Annotated in this window: 14 protein-coding genes; 9 read left to right on the plus strand and 5 right to left on the minus strand. The window is 34.5% G+C overall.

The features are described from left to right. Window positions 1–61 precede the first annotated feature (61 nt). The 6 genes from QL232_RS14300 (at window position 62) to QL232_RS14325 (ending at window position 11,045) form a co-directional block, all read left to right on the plus strand. Window positions 62–1,444 (plus strand): MATE family efflux transporter, encoded by a 1,383-nt coding sequence (locus tag QL232_RS14300; protein WP_281614600.1) that lies wholly within the window; start codon window positions 62–64, stop codon window positions 1,442–1,444. A 4-nt stretch (window positions 1,445–1,448) separates the two neighbouring features. Beyond that, on the plus strand, window positions 1,449–2,000 hold the full coding sequence (locus tag QL232_RS14305) for a 5-formyltetrahydrofolate cyclo-ligase (RefSeq protein ID WP_281614601.1): 552 nt from the start codon (window positions 1,449–1,451) through the stop codon (window positions 1,998–2,000). Between the two features lie 86 nt (window positions 2,001–2,086). Continuing rightward, entirely contained in the window at window positions 2,087–3,229 is a 1,143-nt protein-coding gene (locus QL232_RS14310; protein ID WP_281614602.1) for a phytase, read from the plus strand. 703 nt (window positions 3,230–3,932) lie between these two features. Next, a complete protein-coding gene (locus tag QL232_RS14315) occupies window positions 3,933–8,495 on the plus strand; it encodes a translocation/assembly module TamB domain-containing protein (RefSeq protein ID WP_281614603.1) in 4,563 nt (1,520 codons plus the stop codon). Further along, window positions 8,476–9,387: an oxygen-dependent coproporphyrinogen oxidase gene (gene hemF, locus QL232_RS14320; RefSeq protein WP_281614604.1), complete on the plus strand. Its 912-nt coding sequence runs from the start codon at window positions 8,476–8,478 to the stop codon at window positions 9,385–9,387. Before QL232_RS14315 ends, hemF begins: the two co-directional genes overlap by 20 nt. Window positions 9,388–9,515: 128 nt before the next feature. Next, window positions 9,516–11,045: a T9SS type A sorting domain-containing protein gene (locus QL232_RS14325; RefSeq protein WP_281614605.1), complete on the plus strand. Its 1,530-nt coding sequence runs from the start codon at window positions 9,516–9,518 to the stop codon at window positions 11,043–11,045. Here the strand turns inward: QL232_RS14325 and QL232_RS14330 are convergent. The 5 genes from QL232_RS14330 to QL232_RS14350 all read right to left on the minus strand — a co-directional run bounded on the left by QL232_RS14330 (window position 11,042) and on the right by QL232_RS14350 (window position 15,069). Further along, on the minus strand, window positions 11,042–11,677 hold the full coding sequence (locus tag QL232_RS14330) for a class I SAM-dependent methyltransferase (protein ID WP_281614606.1): 636 nt from the start codon (window positions 11,675–11,677) through the stop codon (window positions 11,042–11,044). The genes QL232_RS14325 and QL232_RS14330 overlap by 4 nt on opposite strands. Further along, the gene (locus QL232_RS14335) at window positions 11,674–12,516 is read right to left on the minus strand and encodes a hypothetical protein (RefSeq protein ID WP_281614607.1); all 843 of its coding nucleotides are present in this window, start codon (window positions 12,514–12,516) and stop codon (window positions 11,674–11,676) included. The genes QL232_RS14330 and QL232_RS14335 overlap by 4 nt, the downstream gene beginning before the upstream one ends. Further along, on the minus strand, window positions 12,516–13,418 hold the full coding sequence (locus QL232_RS14340) for a DUF4835 family protein (protein ID WP_168881557.1): 903 nt from the start codon (window positions 13,416–13,418) through the stop codon (window positions 12,516–12,518). Before QL232_RS14340 ends, QL232_RS14335 begins: the two co-directional genes overlap by 1 nt. Before the next feature lie 30 nt (window positions 13,419–13,448). Next, window positions 13,449–14,660, minus strand: a complete 1,212-nt coding sequence (coaBC, locus tag QL232_RS14345) for a bifunctional phosphopantothenoylcysteine decarboxylase/phosphopantothenate--cysteine ligase CoaBC (protein WP_168881556.1) — start codon at window positions 14,658–14,660, stop codon at window positions 13,449–13,451. Between the two features lie 103 nt (window positions 14,661–14,763). After that, the gene (locus QL232_RS14350; RefSeq protein WP_168881555.1) at window positions 14,764–15,069 is read right to left on the minus strand and encodes a DNA-directed RNA polymerase subunit omega; all 306 of its coding nucleotides are present in this window, start codon (window positions 15,067–15,069) and stop codon (window positions 14,764–14,766) included. 242 nt (window positions 15,070–15,311) lie between these two features. Between QL232_RS14350 and QL232_RS14355 the strand changes: the two genes are divergently transcribed. Genes QL232_RS14355 through QL232_RS14365 form a run of 3 tightly spaced genes read left to right on the plus strand, consistent with a single transcriptional unit; the run spans window position 15,312 to window position 17,292 of the window. Continuing rightward, complete coding sequence (locus QL232_RS14355) at window positions 15,312–16,157, plus strand: ABC transporter ATP-binding protein (protein WP_281614608.1); 846 nt, start codon at window positions 15,312–15,314, stop codon at window positions 16,155–16,157. Window positions 16,158–16,165: 8 nt separating this feature from the next. Beyond that, window positions 16,166–16,930, plus strand: a complete 765-nt coding sequence (locus QL232_RS14360; RefSeq protein WP_281614609.1) for a hypothetical protein — start codon at window positions 16,166–16,168, stop codon at window positions 16,928–16,930. A 2-nt stretch (window positions 16,931–16,932) separates the two neighbouring features. Continuing rightward, window positions 16,933–17,292, plus strand: coding sequence for a GntR family transcriptional regulator (locus tag QL232_RS14365; protein ID WP_168881552.1), 360 nt, complete (start codon window positions 16,933–16,935; stop codon window positions 17,290–17,292). Window positions 17,293–17,510 lie beyond the last annotated feature (218 nt).

Raw genomic sequence — 17,510 nt, forward strand, 5'->3', positions numbered from 1 at the left:
CCACTATTTCCGTCGTTATCAATTCATTAACACTCATAACAAGATTTTAATACGATCATAAATGCGTAAGATTTTAAATAAATACTCTGCTCATTATCAGGATACTCTGAAGATTGCATTACCAGTGGTTATCTCCCAAATTGGTCAAAACCTGACAAATATTTTGGATAACGTAATGGTTGGGCACTATGACACCGTGTCTTTGGCAGGAGCAGGTTTTGCTAACAGTTTATTTGCCATTTTCCTAGTTTTTGGGATTGGATTTGCTGTTGGTGTAACTCCTTTAGTTGGTAAGGCTCACGGTCAGAAAAACTATAAGGAAATGGGTAGTTTGTTTAAAAACTCCATTGTAGTGAATGCCATTTTTACATTGGTAATCCTTTCTGTTCTTTTAGGGCTAACAACAATGATGGATTTTATGGGACAACCACCAGAAGTTGTACAAGTAGCTCGTCCATATTTATTGATCAATACTTTTTCGTTAATTCCGATGATGGTATTCTTCACTGCTAAACAATTTGCAGAAGGAGTGAAGTACACAAAAGCAGCAATGTATTTTACATTGATTGCCAATATTGTCAATGTTCTGATCAACTATATCCTTATTTATGGAAACTTCGGTGCACCTGAAATGGGATTGTTAGGAGCAGGTATTGGTACTTTTGTTTCGAGATTAGTGATTGGTATAGGAATGATGATGTATGTATTTAGAAATAAATCATTCCAATTATTCTTAAGCGGTTTCGCAGAAGCTAAAGTAAAATCTTCTAAACTGATAGAACAATTAAAGATGAGTTTGCCTATAGGTTTACAATCTTTAATGGAGGTTGGAGCATTTGGTGTAGGTTCAATGATCATTGGAACAGTCGGAACAAACCCTATGGCAGCACATCAAATTGTAATGAGTATGATTTCATTGACGTTTATGATGGTAAGTGGAGTGGCTTCTGCAGTGGCTGTGAGAGTGAGTAACTTTTATGGACAGGACGATTGGGAAGAGGCAAGAAATGCAGGGTTTACTGGTTTAGTATTCGCTATGTTTGCTATGGCAATTTCTGCAATAACCTTTGCTTCCTTTAATCACTTCTTACCTTCATTGTATACATCAGATCCAGAGGTAATTAAATTTGCTGCGTCTATGTTATTATTTGCGGCATTATTCCAACTTTCGGATGGAGCACAAGTGATCATGACAGGAGCATTAAGAGGTATCTCAGAAGTGAAAATGCCGACATTGATCTGTTTTATTTCTTATTGGGTAGTAGCACTTCCAATGGGATATATTTTAACGACAAGTACAGATTGGAGCTTCTTAGGAGTATGGATAGGTTTAACATCAGGACTGACATTGTCTGCCGGATTATTGTTTGCTAGATTTACATGGAAAACAAAACATGAAATCGAACGTCGCATTGAAGTAAAACGCGAGGTGGTAAACGCATAATACATTGAAGTTAGAAAAAGCCGCACTTAGAAAAGAAGTAATAAAGAAAAGACTGGAGCTGTCTGAGCAACAAGTTAAGTCAGCTGAAAAATATATAGCAGCAACATTTTGGGAGAATTCTCCTGAGGATGTTGCTGTTTTGCATACATACATTCCTATTAATAATGAGGCTTCAACTTTAGCAATAATAGACAAAGCATTAAAGCTAGGTTGGAAAGTGGTAGTACCTAAAACTTTACCGGGGAGGAAATTAAAAAATCTAGTTTTACATAGCTTGGAAGATCTCAAAGAAGAACGTTTTGGGACATTAATACCCAATGTAGAGGAGGAGTATACGGGAACCTACGATTATGTATTGGTACCGGGTGTAGCTTTTTCTAAAGAATTAGGAAGAATGGGTTATGGTGGTGGATACTATGATACCTTTTTGAGTCAACATTCTAGTAGTAAAAAAATTGGTATTACATATTCTTTACAGATGAATGATAATTTACCATTAGAAGAACATGATGTGAAGATGGATCAATTAATAATCGCTCCTGTAAACGAAAGTTGAACAATTTATGAAGGATGTAAGTGATTGTTTTTCGAGAAGATTTGATGAATAAATTTGCCATAACAAACAAAACATCATCAAAAAAAATGAAAACAAAAGGACTTATACTATTAGCATCGTTTGTATCATTAATACTAACGAACTGTGAGACATCACAAAAGAAATATAAAGATCCGAGAGAACATGATAGTGCTATGAAAGAAGCCTATCAGTTACAATCTACTATAAACTATTCAATAGAAGCTGACTTTGAAACTATTCCAGTTGCAGCAGGTGTTATGGAAGATGCTGCCGATGATCCAGCATTTTATTATAACTCAGAATCCCCCGAATCATCTTTAATCATTGGTACAGATAAAAAGCATGGACTTTATGTATACAATTTAGATGGTGAGGTGTTACGTTTTTATAAAGTAGGTCAGGTAAATAATGTAGATATCCGCCAAGATGTAGCAGTTGGACAACAAAAAGTAAATATTGTAGCCGCATCTAATGAAGATACTAATGGAGTATCTGTTTTTCAATTAAAGGGTGACTCCTTAATCACTTTGAATATAGAAAATCCGTTAATGTCAAATAAAATGGATGAGGTATATGGTTTCTGTATGTATAAAAATGCAGAGAATAAAGTGAGTTTGATCGCTAATGCAAAGAATGGTCGCATTGAAGTGTACGCATTAAATTTGAAAGAAGATTTATCAGGTAAGTTAGAACTAACAAATACATACCAAGTAGCTTCTCAACCAGAAGGAATGGTGGTAGATGACGTAAACAATATGCTCTACATTGGTGAAGAGTCTAATGGTATTTGGAAAGTGAATCTATTGGATAGTACAAGTAAATTAAAGTTGATAGCCTCTTCTAAAATATCTAACAATAAAAATATAGAAGCTGATATTGAAGGAATTGCATTGTATAAAACTTCGAAGGATACAGGATATCTAGTAGCATCTAGCCAAGGAAACTTTTCTTATGCTTTATTCTCTATTGAGGATGAAAGATATATCACAAGCTTTAAAATTGTTGATGGCCCAATGGTAGATGGAGTAGAGGAAACAGATGGTTTAGAAGTATGTAACAAGCCTATCGGAGCAAATTTTCCGACAGGAGCTCTGATTGTTCAAGATGGGTTTAACTACGATGGAGACTCGTTAAAAGCACAAAACTTCAAGGTGATTTCTTGGGAAAAAATTCAAACCATTATTGATCACCAGAATTCAGGTTTATAATCGCAGAAGTATGTAATTATTTTACATGCTATGTGAGTGTTGTAAGTAAATATGGAACAACTGCTTGTTACTTTGTGACAGGCAGTTTTGCTTTCATCTAGTTTTCAATACACTACGATTAGTTCTAAAATTTGTCATGCATAATTTGTTTTATAGGAATACAATACACAAATTGCATCCACTTAATGTATAAAACTATTACTGTAACAGAACTAATTAAAAATATCTCTAAACTTTTTATGCTCCTGTAGCTGGGAGAATCCTCTATTTTATATCTAAAGGAAATTTTGGAAGTAATCTTTATTACTTTCACTGTATTCTATTATCTAAATAGTAATACTGAAAATATTTTTAAACCTGAATTACAAGAAAACTGCATCATTTTATGATGCTTTTTTTTTGAATGAACTTTATTTAGTACAATTTTTAGAGAGAAAAAATACCGCCAATGTTTTAACAAAATACAATTTACTTTCCGGATCATGTTATCATAATAGAATTAACCCTATTTTTGTAGATCAAGGGGTTCTTGAAATTTAGAGTCTTGGGTTAAAAGTTATCAGTGAAGTTCAATTTTTTTGCACATAAAACATCTTCTTTTGCTAGAAAAAGACAGCTTTTTAAACTTAAAAATGCTGCTAGATTTATGCGTGTGTGGTTTTTTCGACTACAATCACTCCTGATTTTCTTTTGGCTAATTATTATGTCTTTATCTCAGTTGCCATTTGTGCAAACCATGATAATTCATGAGATCACTGATTTTATAACAAAAAAATGGCAACATCCGACAACAATTGAATCTGTAAAGTTAGATTGGTTTGATCGATGGCGTTTGGAAAAAGTACAAATTTTAGATAAAGATTCAGTTCCTCTAATCAAAGCCGATGAATTGACATTAAACTTCTCTTTTATTGAGCTATTGTACAACAACGATCATTACATTCATATAGAAGACGCGTTGGTTGATGGTGGTAGTGTGGAAATGGTAATGGATTCTAGATTGGACTCCATGAACAATATGACAAAATGGATCCGACATATGGCTGGAGATCCAAAAGGTATCCATCGATATGATCTCAAAGATCCAAAAGATGTTCATATCATTTTTGAAAAAGTAAGATTAAAGAACACTAAATATATACTGCGTAACCCTTGGGTAGAACTCAGAGAAAAAGGCAAGTTCGATGTCAATGACATGGAGTTTGATAATATTCAGGGGGAAGTCACAAATCTTAGAATAGCACGAGATACAATAGGTATGGAAATCAAAAATCTCCATGCATTTGAACGAAGAAGTAAACTCGAAATACAGGATGTTGATACCCATTTTGCTATCTCAACGACAGGTCTAATTCTAGATCATTTATACGGGAAAATGGGTTCGAGCTATATCGTAGGTAAGGTGAAGTTTAACTATGATGACTATACAGATTACAATGATTTCTTTTACTGTGTAGACATGGATGTTAACCTAAAGAATAGCACATTACATACAGATGATCTGTCTCTGTTTTTTACCTATTTTGATAGTATCCATGATTATATTTCAGGTGATGTAAAACTTCAAGGAACCGTTAATGATCTAAAGGCAACCAAAACCAACCTAAGGTTTGGAGGAGGAAGTACAGTTAGAGGTGATTTCTCGTTTGACCACATTATTGAAACCCAGAGAACAGTCATGGATCTTCAGTTCAAAGACAGTTATTATTTTATTGAAGACTTAGAGCCTTATGTACCAAACCAGTTTAGGGAATATGTAGAGTTATTTGGTGCAGTTGCCTTAGAAGGAGAGTTTAAAGGAACGTTGGATGACTTTGAACTAGATGGCGTATTAAACTCAGAATACGGAGTGATCACTCCAAAAATGGACATTTCAATACCTAAAGAAACATATACGGGATATCTAAAAACAGATAGCTTGGATGTGGGTAGGGTCTTCGATGTAGAGCAAGTTGGTATCGTAGATTTTGAAGGAAATGTAGACGGAAAAGGGTTTGATATTCACTCTATAAAGCTAAGTGTTGATGCTAAAATGAGTAGGCTGGATCTTAATGATTATTCTTACCAAAATATTTACTTAGATAGTACCTATATGAAAGAAGGGTACTTTAATGGAGGATTAAGAGTGAATGACCCCAACTTGAAAATGTTTGTTGATGGGTTATTAAACTTCCGAGACAGTACCTTCCATTTTAAATCAGGAATCCTAGCACCTGACCTTAATACCCTTAACTTAACAGAGAAGCATGTTGGTTTGCAAACTGGAATGGAAGCTTCCTTCGATAAAGTAATTGGAAATGGAATATCAGGAGGAGTATTCTTCCAAGGGACTCGCTTATACAATAAGAAAAGAGAGTTAAATATTGAAGAATTGATGATGTTGACGAATGTTGATGCATCAGGATTACGTTTATTGAATATTGAAGCAGACTTTCTGAAATTCAATATGGCTGGCTTCTTTAGTGTGACAGATCTATCTCGCGATGTGATGGAACTTATTAATGAAGCGAATATCGATCTTTTTAAAGAAGACGAAGTTGTTGAAAAGTACTATGAAGAGAAGGTAAAGAAACGCGAAAAGAAAGGAGAGAATAACTACTCAGTGGATGCTGATCTGCAAATCACAAATATCAATGATCTCTTAAGCATCTTTTCAGACAGTATTAAAATAGCAGATAATACTAGAGTAATTCTTTCGGGAAATTTTGGTAAACAGCAAGCCTTCGATGCTAAACTTTTTAGTGATCATTTAGAGTTTTATGATGTTCTGTTAGACTCCAATATGCTGAGTTATCACACAGAAAAAAATGGATACCAAAGACAATTTAATACATCAATTAAAGCAAGTTCAGGATCACAAACGATCAATGGGGTACTTTCTGAAGACTTTGAGTTCAATGCATTTTCTGTAGATAGAAACATGATGTTCGAAACAGAAGTGAACTTCACCAATTACAAAACGATACTGCAACTAAAAGGTGATGTTGAACTTTTTAAGGATAAACTGATTTTCCAATTGCCTCAATCACAAGTGAAATATGGTGAGGAAACTTGGACAACAGCGTCCACCTACCCATCAAAAATAACCGTTTACCCCGATGGTGTAGAGTTTGATAACTTTAACTTGTCAAATAATGATGAGTTGCTTTTCTTAAATGGCTTCTTACAGAAAGATAATCCAAAGCCACTTCATATTACAGCCGATAATCTAGATCTTAAGTATCTATCTCAGTATTTTACCCAAAACTATGAAGGAGAGGTAGATAGCTTGGATGTATATATAGAAAATGTATTCTCTGATATCCGAGTATATGGTCATGTTGATGTTAAAGACTTAGAGGTAGATGATTACTTCCTTGGTGATTTATCAGGAAAGTCTCAATGGACCAAAGATGAGTTAAATGTAGATTTTAATATCACAGATTCACTTTCAGATAAGTTTACTTTGCTAGGGTCTTACTATCCCAATAAGATAGAAGATCAATTAGACATGAAACTTCAGGTAAAGAAACTGCCTTTGGGTATTTTTCAGCCTTATGTGGATGAGGTGGTCAGTGTCTTGGATGGTGTGGCTACCGGTTGGATTAAGATATCCGGAAAGAAAGAAGCACCTAAACTATGGGGTAATGTTATTGCAGAGGAAGGGAATATCCGATTAGTCTTTCTGAATGTGGACTACCTATTTGGAGAAGAGGGAGAAAGTACGAAAATAGAAGTTCGTCCAGATAAAATTACTACAACAAACTTTAAAGCAATAGATGAATATGGTCATTATGCTTACCTGAATGGGGGTGTTTATTTTGACGAAGGCTTTGAGAATACTGTTGTCGATTTAAATGTTAGATTCGATGACTTCTTCATCATGAAAAAGCAGGAAGAAGGTAACGATTTGTTCTACGGAACAGCATTTGGTACCGGTGATATTTCCATCAAAGGTCCATTTGATGATATCAATATTGATGTGACAGCAGCAACGAATAAACGTACAAAGATCTATATTCCACTGAATGCGATAGATTATTCTGAAAGTGACCCCTACATCGTTTATGTAAAATCGGATTCCATTACTCAAGATGAAATGGAGGAAGAATTAGATGAAGAAGAGGTCATTGAAAATGACGTTGCCAACTTCCAGGTAAACATGAATCTAGATATTACCCCAGATGCTTACTGTGAACTAATTTTTGATAAAAAATCGGGTGATATCATTAGAGGAAATGGTGAAGGAAAGCTTCAAATGAAGATTGACAAGAACCGTAATTTTGAGATGTTTGGTAATGTCGAAATTGTGAAAGGTGCCTACAACTTTACCATGAAAGTAGCGGAGTTTAACCTTGTCGATAAGAAGTTTGTGATTGATCCTGGTTCTACACTTTCCTGGAATGGTGATCCATATTCAGCACAAATGGATATTGTAGCAAAATACGAACAGAGAGTGAGTCTATTACCTCTAATAGATTTACAAGACAGTACGATTAGAAATGCTCCAGAGATCACCAAGCGTTATCCAACAGATGTGGACTTAATGATCAAGGGAGATTTATCTGCTCCTCAATTAGGTTTTGATATTGATATTCATGATTATCCTGCAACTGTCGCTACTGAGGCAGGTCCAGTTTCTTTAGAATCTTACGTTGCAGGTTTTGAAGAACGTATACATAGAGATGAACAAGAATTAAATAGACAAGTATTCGGCTTAATCGTATTACGTCAGTTGTTGTCTAATGATGCCTATACTGGTTTTGGACAAACGGCTTCTAGTTCCGTTTCTGAGCTATTGACCAATCAATTGAGTTATATCTTATCTCAGGTGGACGAAAACTTTGAGGTAGACTTGGATATGAGTGGTTTGGACAAAGAGGCATTACAAAATTTACAAATGCGCTTGTCCTATACTTTTGCCCAAGGAAAGGTAAGGGTAACTAGAGATGGTGGTTTTACAGATAGTCAAAATCAGACCACCGCGGCATCCGTATTAGGTGATTGGACTGTAGAAGTGGTAATATCACAGGATGGAGCTTTGAGAATGAAGTTCTATCAAAAATACCGACAAGATGTCTATTATACTTCTACCAATCAAGATAATACATCATTAACAGGGGCGAGTGTAATGCATACCAAGAGTTTTGATGCTTTTAGAGACATTACACAAAGTCCAACAAAAAGAGAAATGACGAAAAAGCCTAAAGGCTACAAGAAATATATCCGAAAGAAAAAAAGAGAAGAAAAAAAGAAAAAGAAACACGATGAAAAACATACCGAGTAGTGAAATTATTGCCTGGTTTAAAGGGCTTCAAAATGATATATGTAGAGACCTTGAGTTAATTGATGGTAAAGCCAAGTTTGAAGAAGACTTATGGGAGAGGCCAGAAGGAGGTGGAGGTCGCACCCGAGTAATTAAAGGTGGAAATATTATAGCAAAAGGAGGAGTCAACTTTTCATTGGTAGAAGGTGATCTTTCTGAAGGAATGGCGAGGGCTTTAAAAGTAGATAAAGCTGATAAATTTAAAGCTACGGGTGTTTCTATCGTACTTCATCCACAAAGCCCAATGGTTCCGATTATCCATATGAATGTTCGTTATTTTGAACTTTCTAATGGGACTTACTGGTTTGGTGGCGGTATAGATTTGACACCACATTATGTAGAAAAAGAAGCTGCAGCTTTATTCCATGAGCATTTGTTTGAAGCTTGTGAAAACACAAAGGCAGGTTATTACGATCGTTTTAAGAGATGGGCAGATGATTACTTCTTCATTCCTCATAGAAACGAAACGAGAGGTATTGGAGGTATTTTCTTTGATCGTTTGAAACATGAAGAAGAAGGCTTAAACCCTGACCAACTTTGGCACTTTGTTCAAGATGTAGGAGAAGCATTTATTCCAGCATACAAACAACAAGTAGAAAGAAATAAAGATAAATCTTTTGGAGAAAATGAGCTGTTGTGGCAAAGACTAAGAAGAGGTAGATACGCCGAGTTTAATTTAGTCTGGGACAGAGGAACAAAGTTTGGACTGGAAAGTAACGGCCGAACAGAATCTATTCTTATGAGTTTACCACCTGAAGCCAATTGGGTATATGACTACCAAGCGAAGCCAGGCTCAAGAGAAGAAGAAACATTATCCTTATTGAAAAAAGGAGTGGATTGGTATAAAAGTTGAAATTTAAACAAATGTAATTGTTGTTTAATTAACTTTAATTAAAGGTGACATTTCCCATCGCTTAATATAACATTGCAGACCTGTATTAATAACTCGTCATTGTGAAATTTAATTTGTTATAGAAAGCGATGGATATTATCACCTTTACTGACAAAAAACATAGTCTACTTTTATTGTTCTTATTGCTGTCTACGATTGTTTTTGGTTTACCTTCTAATGATCCAATCATTATAGATCAACCTAGAGTTGATGAAGATATAACATACAAACATGAAACAATCATAATTACAGCAGAGCAATTTACGGTATCCTCACATCTTAAGTTTGAAAGTTGTGATGTTACTGTTGAATCCTCTTTATTGATTTCTGAGGATGGAGCTCACTTAGAATTTAATGGAGGAGCGTTACAAGCCAATAATAGTATTTGGCAATTAGATGGTCATGTCGATTTTGATCAACATGGTCAAGATAAATTATATGTTACATTTAATAGTGTAAGTATTTTTGAATATAGTAATCAGATTCACTATAAAGGTCCTAATAAGGTAGTTTGGGATGTTACTGGTGAAAGTTGCATTTCTTCTGCCAGTGATACTGTCTCAGCAAAAGGTGGGAATGACCACCGTCCTGAAGACGTTCCCGAATGTGATGAATCTCCTAACCCACCCAATGGGGATACTATATATTACACAGGTGAAGAGGCTAGAATTTCTTCAGATACAAAACACAAAGATAAAGTCGTTATCATTTCAGCAAATAACTTCTATGTCGAGGGAAAGTTTGAACTAGAAGATTGTGAGACGATCATTACATCGATGTACCTGACTTCTAATAAACACCTTAAGTTTAAAGGAGGTTCGTTAGAAATTACAAGTAGTGATTGGACTGTTAATGAACATACTGACTTTGAATCGGATAAGAAAGACGATCCGATGCAAGTAGTTGCAGATAATTGGGCATTGAGAATAAATACTGATAAAATGCATTTTAAGGAAGATGTAAATTGGGTTTATAATCAAGAAAACTCTTGTATGGATGGTGTTGAAAGAATAGAAGATAAATACCATGAACATATGCCTATTGATATCACTCAAATTGAGGATTGTGATAATTGGGATTTACCTGTAGAACTTATCTATTTCGAAGCTGAAGCATACAAAGATGGAGCTTCCTTATTTTGGGCTACCGCTTCAGAAATCAATAGTGATTATTTTGATGTTCAATTTTCAAAAGATGGTAGAAATTGGGAGTCTTTAGAAAAAGTACCTGCAGCAGGTAATAGTAATGTTCAAATTGAATACCAATATGATGATTATACTGTACGTACAGGTGTAGGGTATTATAGATTACATCAAGTGGATTTTGATGGACAATCTGAAATATTTGGACCTGTAGTAGTAGAGTTTTCAACTTCTAATATTGAGTTGGAAGGGGAAATATACCCTGTACCTCAGTCTGCAGGTAGCACTGTGCACTTGTCAGTGAATAATAATCTACCATACGATATTCAGATCTTTAATCATTTGGGTCAATTAGTATTTTACTCAGAAGATAATGTGAACAGTATTCACCTAGAAACACCTTGGGGTAGGGGTATTTTTATTGTTCATATTGTTCAAGGTGCAGATAAGGAAATTGTGAAATTCCAATTGAACTAAACTTTCTGGAATAAAGTAGAAAACATCATTTTTGAAAAAGCTTTATACGTTATTTTCTGTTGAAAATGATTCCCATTTTGAATCATTTCTTCATAGTCATAAAGCTTGCTGTTTTGAAGGTTTACAGTGATCTTAAAGAATAAAACCATGCACTTATGCAGTGTTTGATGAAACACCTTTTTAAGTGGATGTGGATCAATACGGAAATCTGTAACGATCCATTGTCCATTTTGATTTAATAATTCATGCGATGTATTGATAAACGCTGTAAGTTTTTCGTAGGTTAGAATATCTAAGAAAAAATTGGTGATCAATACATCGTATTTATTTTTATCAGGATTTATGACCTCATAACTGTCTTGGATAAAATTTATAGAGCAACTGACTTTTTTTTCTTTCGCTAATTCTATCATCTCTGAAGAAAGCTCAACATAAGTAATGTCTTTTGGCTTAATCTGTTGATCAATAAACGGTAGTATTTTACCACTGCCACCACCTAAAATTAATACTTTTCCTCCCTTTTTTACTTTCTCAAATGTTTGATGTTGGATATCTATTATAGAATTTCCAAAGACTATTTTAGCAAGCCTATCATAAACTTTCGCAATAGGATTAAAGTGATCTTTTTTCATGAAATAAACAGATATATAGCGGGAAACAGAAAAACAAAGTCTCCAAAAATTCTAAAGTAATCATCTTTAGAAAAGAAATTCGATTTGATATAGATCAGGCCTAAACAGCTTCCCATCAACAGAAGAACAATCAAAGCAGAATATAATTCAGTAGGCAGAATATAAAATGAGATTCCCATTAGAAGTATAAATAGAAAGGATAGAATGTTGATTCTGTATTTCATGTTGTTATATCCTAGCTTTCTAGTACCAGAAAGTTGTCCATCTTTTGTGTCTGTTTCATAATCAAATAAGGCAAATTCCAATAGGTTGATGGATGCCAATGTGAAGAAAATTCCGGTAAATAAATAGAGCTGAGGAGTAGCTTCAGGACTGAGGCTAAACACAGGTAAAGAAATACCTGCAGTGTAAATAATAGCAACAGTAAACTCTTTAAACGTTGCAAAAGGAAGTACTTTTAAATTGATGATAACTAAGTACAAAGAGACGATACTAGTGAGTATCAATCCATGGTAAAATAAAGAAATAGGTAAGTAGAGGAAAGTATTTGCAATTCCAATAAAGCCAAAGAAGAGACAAAATATTCCCAAAGTCTTTTTATTCCGTTGGTGAAAAGCATGCCTAAATGTATGTGCTGTATGCTGTATTGAGTGGGCATCTAAAAGGTGATCTAAAGTGTAGATGACCCAAACAGCAGTTCCCAATGAAATAAATACAGATATAGGAAGCACAATGCCATTAATTACTGCAAGAAATTTACAGCAAATAATGGCACCGATGGCTACGTCCAAACTTAATGCTTGAATGTAATGATATAAATTTTTTAAGTACTTACTCACTAGGGTGTTAGTAATTTCTTATATACTTGAGATCTTGTAGGGTCTAATTCTAATAACAGCTTACCTACTTGATCGGCTTGTTCTTTTGTTGCTTTTGCAAAAAGGTTGGTAATTTCAGCTCCTTTTGCAGCAAAAAATACATCCATTGTAACAGAAATAGGAATAGCTTTTCTAACGCCTTTTAATTCATTTAACCCTGCCAATATATTTTCTCTAGCTTGGTTTGGATCATCACTGAAAATATCTAAACCTTGTCTATGATAGGTATATAGAAACTTCCTGAAATTTTCGAATTGAGGATCCATGAAATCTCTTGCGATATAGTATCTATCTCTTTTGTCACCAAATGCACTCCATCCCGGACGCCCATTTTGCTCAGAATAGTTCGCAATTTCTAACGCTTTCTCATAATACTGAGATCCTCCATTTAATCCGAAAGAATCGTAATCCATTCCTAAGCAGATATAAGCATAAAAACTTAATAGCGAGACGATTTCAGAAGTGTATACCCCTCGGGTGTAAACCAATCGATCGGAATCATTATAAGAGAATTGCCATTTGTTATCTAAGAAGTTTAGAATTGAGCTTTCGAATGAAGTGCCATATACAGGACGAATGGATTGAATTTGAACATCTGCAGAATAAGATTGTGCAGTGACATCCGACGTATTGGCTAAAGTAATCTGTATGTTCAGTTTTATTTTCTCGTTATCTTCAAAACGATCATCTGTCCATTCCTGATTCTGCATAAACTGTTGTAATGCATTTTGTAAATCAGTAAAGATTTGTGTCTCATTGGTTTGAACACGTTCTCCATTGACAGTGATGGTTGGTTGGAACTCTTGGGACCATCCACAAAAAGAAAATAATATAAGACTAAAAAATACGACTACTCGTTTCATTCTGTATGGATTCAAATTATAGATGACAAATTAACCTTTTCTCTGAATAATTTCATCAACAATATGTTCAGCAACTTTCTTTTTGGATAAAAGAGGAAGCTCTACTACTTGCTCAGTAGATACAATATATACTTTATTCGTATCGTGACCAAAACCTGCTCCTTTCTCTTTTAAGCTGTTTAATACCACAAAATCTACATTTTTCTTTTGTAGTTTCCCTTTGGCATTATCTAACTCATTATCTGTTTCTAATGCAAAACCTACAGTAATTTGTTGAGAAGTTTTCTTCTCACCCATAGTTTTAGCAATATCAATTGTTCTTTTCATTTCAATTCCCATATCTCCATCTTTCTTTTTAATTTTTGATGAAGAAACTTGAGAAGGAGTATAGTCTGCTACTGCAGCAGTGAAAACACAGATATCAGTAGACTCAAAACGTTCGTTTACAGCTTCAAACATATCTTGAGCTGATTCAATATCTACAATGGTTACTTGTTTTTGTGATGTGGAAACGTTGACAGGACCAGAAATAATAGTGACTTCAGCTCCTTGTTTAGCTAATTCGTCTGCAATGGCATATCCCATTTTACCTGTCGAGCCATTGGTAATAAATCGAACGGGGTCTATACGCTCTTTAGTTGGCCCTGCAGTTACTAAAGCTTTTTTACCTTTTAACGGAAGATGTTCTGTTTTTCCGAAGAAAGTTTCTACTGCATCAATAATATGTTCAGGTTCGGCCATTCTGCCTTTACCTACCAAACCAGAAGCTAATTCGCCTTCTTCTGCATCTACTATAATATGCCCATAACTCTCCAATGTATTGATATTTCTAGTCGTCGAAGGATGAATAAACATATCTAAATCCATAGCAGGAGCAATCATCACAGGGCACCTTGCAGATAAATAAGTGGCCATTAATAAGTTATCGCATAAGCCATTGGCCATTTTAGCCATTGTATTTGCTGTTGCAGGAGCGATAATCATAAGATCAGCCCATAAACCTAATTTAACATGTGAATTCCATTCTCCTGTTTCCTCATTTGCATATTGAGATAATACTGGGTTTTCGGATAATGTAGATAAAGTAACTGGAGTAATAAATTGTTTGGAAGCCTCAGTCATAATTAGCTGAACTTCTGCCTTTTGCTTTTTGAGTAATCTCACTAATAAAGCAATTTTATATGCGGCGATGCCTCCTGTAACGCCTATCAATATCTTTTTACCTTCTAGGATCGGGTTCATTTGTATTTGTTCGGTTTATGATCGAGAAGTAAAAATAAAAAAAAACTTCCTAATCTACATTCGGTAAATTAGGAAGCTTGTCTCACTTGAGTTGATTTATGGCTTAGTAAGCGTCGTCAACTTTTGTGAAAAAGATTTTGTCTTCGATCAACTCCTCTGTTGCAAGAGTTGTTGGCTTTGGCATACGCTCATAGAAACGTGAAATTTCAATTTGCTCACGGTTCTCCTGTACTTCTTCTAAGTTATCTACAGTTGTAGCAAACTCTGATAACTTAGCGTTCAACTCATCTTTCAAACGAGAAGAGATTTGTCTTGAACGTTTTCCTGTAATTACGATTGACTCATAGATGTTTTTAGTCTCTTTCGTCAAATCTGTTAAATCACGAGTGATTAAAGATGCGTTCGGCATTGATCTATATAAAATTTGTAATCGAATACTTTATTATAAGCTCGCTAATATATGGGATAAAAACATAATCCCCAAGAATAATATTAGTAATCATCTCATTTCTTGAAAAATAGCATTTCATTATTAAATGAGTGTGAATTAAAGGGTCCCTATAGAAAAAATATTACTTAAAATTTGGAATTATGAAATCATTGAATTAATGTTGTAGTGTAATAGTTAAATAGTACACTAAAAACATAATCATGATCAATATTAATAATCTAACTTTCGGGTATTCAAAGAGGCATATATTGTATGATGCTCTTGATTTAGAGCTGAAAGAAGGAAATATATACGGGTTGCTTGGTGAGAATGGTGCTGGTAAATCAACGCTTCTAATGTTAATCGCAGGTTTAAAGAAACCATTCGATGGTACAGTGAATGTGGGTGGTTTTTTTGCTGATAATTCTTCGCCAGAGTTTCTTCAAGAGGTTTTCTTTATTCCTGAAGAAATGACTTTTCCCAATGTTACTATTGATCAATACCAAGGTGTACTAGCCCCGTTCTATCCTAAATTTAATAAGTCAACTTTCTATGAAATGCTGACTGAATTTGGTTTGAATGGGCAGATGAAAATGAATAATATGTCTTACGGCCAGAAGAAAAAGGCATTGATTTCATTGGGATTAGCTTCAAATACTAGATTATTATTGATGGATGAGCCTACCAACGGCTTGGATATTCCTTCTAAGAGTCAGTTTAGAAAAATGGTAGCGAAACATATGAGTGATGATAGAGTATTTCTTATTTCAACTCACCAAGTACGCGACCTTGAAAGCTTAATTGATCCTATCGTCATTGTAGATAATGGTAAAGTAGTGTTTAATGAAACTTTAGAAAATATTAGCGATAAGTTATTATTTACAACAGCAGAGAAAGTGGAAAACTCAGATGTTATCTATACAGAAAATGGTGTGGCAGAAGATAAAGTAGTGGCTTTTAATCATTCTGGAATACCAAGTAGAATCAACCTTGAATTACTCTTTAATGCTGTTTTAACAGAGAAAGAGAAGATGAATCAAGCATTACCAACTCATTTTATCAAATAACTAGTGTCATGGAATCTAAATTTAATATCAATAGAATATCAAACTTATTTAAATACGAATTAGTATTACTGCAACAGCCGCTTTTACTCTCAGTAGTAGGTTTTGCATTGTTTATTATTGCTATTTGTGCATTGTCGAGTACACTGGAACCTAGAGGTGTAGTAAGTAATCAGACATTAGGTACAATTTATGGTTTGGCAATTGGATTGGGAGGACCTATTATTTCATCCTTTTCATTCCATCGTATAGCTACTAAAGGAGGAGCATTGAATTACTTGTCGTTGCCTGCATCTAGGGAAGAAAAGTTTTTTGTAACCTTCCTTTCGACAGCATTTTTCTATCCTGTTACAGTTACGCTAGTCTTTTTAGTAGTAGAATTAGGAGCAAAATTGGTCTGGTCATTATTTGGAGGAAGCATTACTTTGTTTACTGTCAATGATATGATCAGTGCTGAAGGATTGTTAGGATTTACAATGAGTTACTTGTTTGTACATTCTTTCTACTTCCTGGGATCGTCGTTGTTTAGAAGATATGCTTTCCTTAAAACAACTGTAATTGGTTTTGGATTATTTGTTGGTTTTTGGGTAGTAGGAGTGATTGTCTTCTTATTATTCTTTAGTAATGGACAGTTCGAAAACATGGATTACAGTCTTCAATTAGACGAAGAAACACTACAAGGGACGATCAAGTATGTGTTTCAAGTGGGAGTCAGTTTCACAATTCTAGCATTGTGGATACTATCCTTCTTAAAATTTAAAAGAGCAGAAGTTTAAATATGGAATTTTCAAATAATAAAGCCATTTACCTTCAAATCATGGACCTTATTCAAGAAAAGGTTCTGAAAGAAGTTTGGGTAGAAGGAGATAAAATTCCTTCGGTCCGACAAATGGCCATAGAATTAGAGGTAAACCCAAATACTGTAGCTAGGTCGTATGCTGCACTACAGGATGATGGGGTGATCTTTAATAAAAGAGGAATTGGCTACTTTATCTCAGAAGATGCTACTGTAATGGTAAAGCAATTAGAAAAATCGGAATTTATGAAAAAGGATCTACCGAATTTCTTTAAAAAGCTTCAGTTACTTGGAGTGTCTTGGGACGAGCTAACAGAAATATATAAAGAACAGAGTAAATAGTTTTCTACTAGTGTCAAATTAAATAAAAGTAGAGTAAGTAAGAACAAGCTTACCGATAATGGTGTCAGATTAAATAACAACAACTAGCCCTTTCATAGGTATTGCCTATCGAAAGGGTTTTTTATTGCCTATTAATGAGCTGGAAATAAATGGCTAATTGATTAGATATAAAAAGCCCCTCTAAAAGATGATTTATCTAATAGAGGGGATGTATTATT

The organism is Flammeovirga sp. SubArs3 (assembly GCF_947387565.1).
GTDB classification, from domain to species: Bacteria; Bacteroidota; Bacteroidia; order Cytophagales; family Flammeovirgaceae; genus Flammeovirga; species Flammeovirga agarivorans.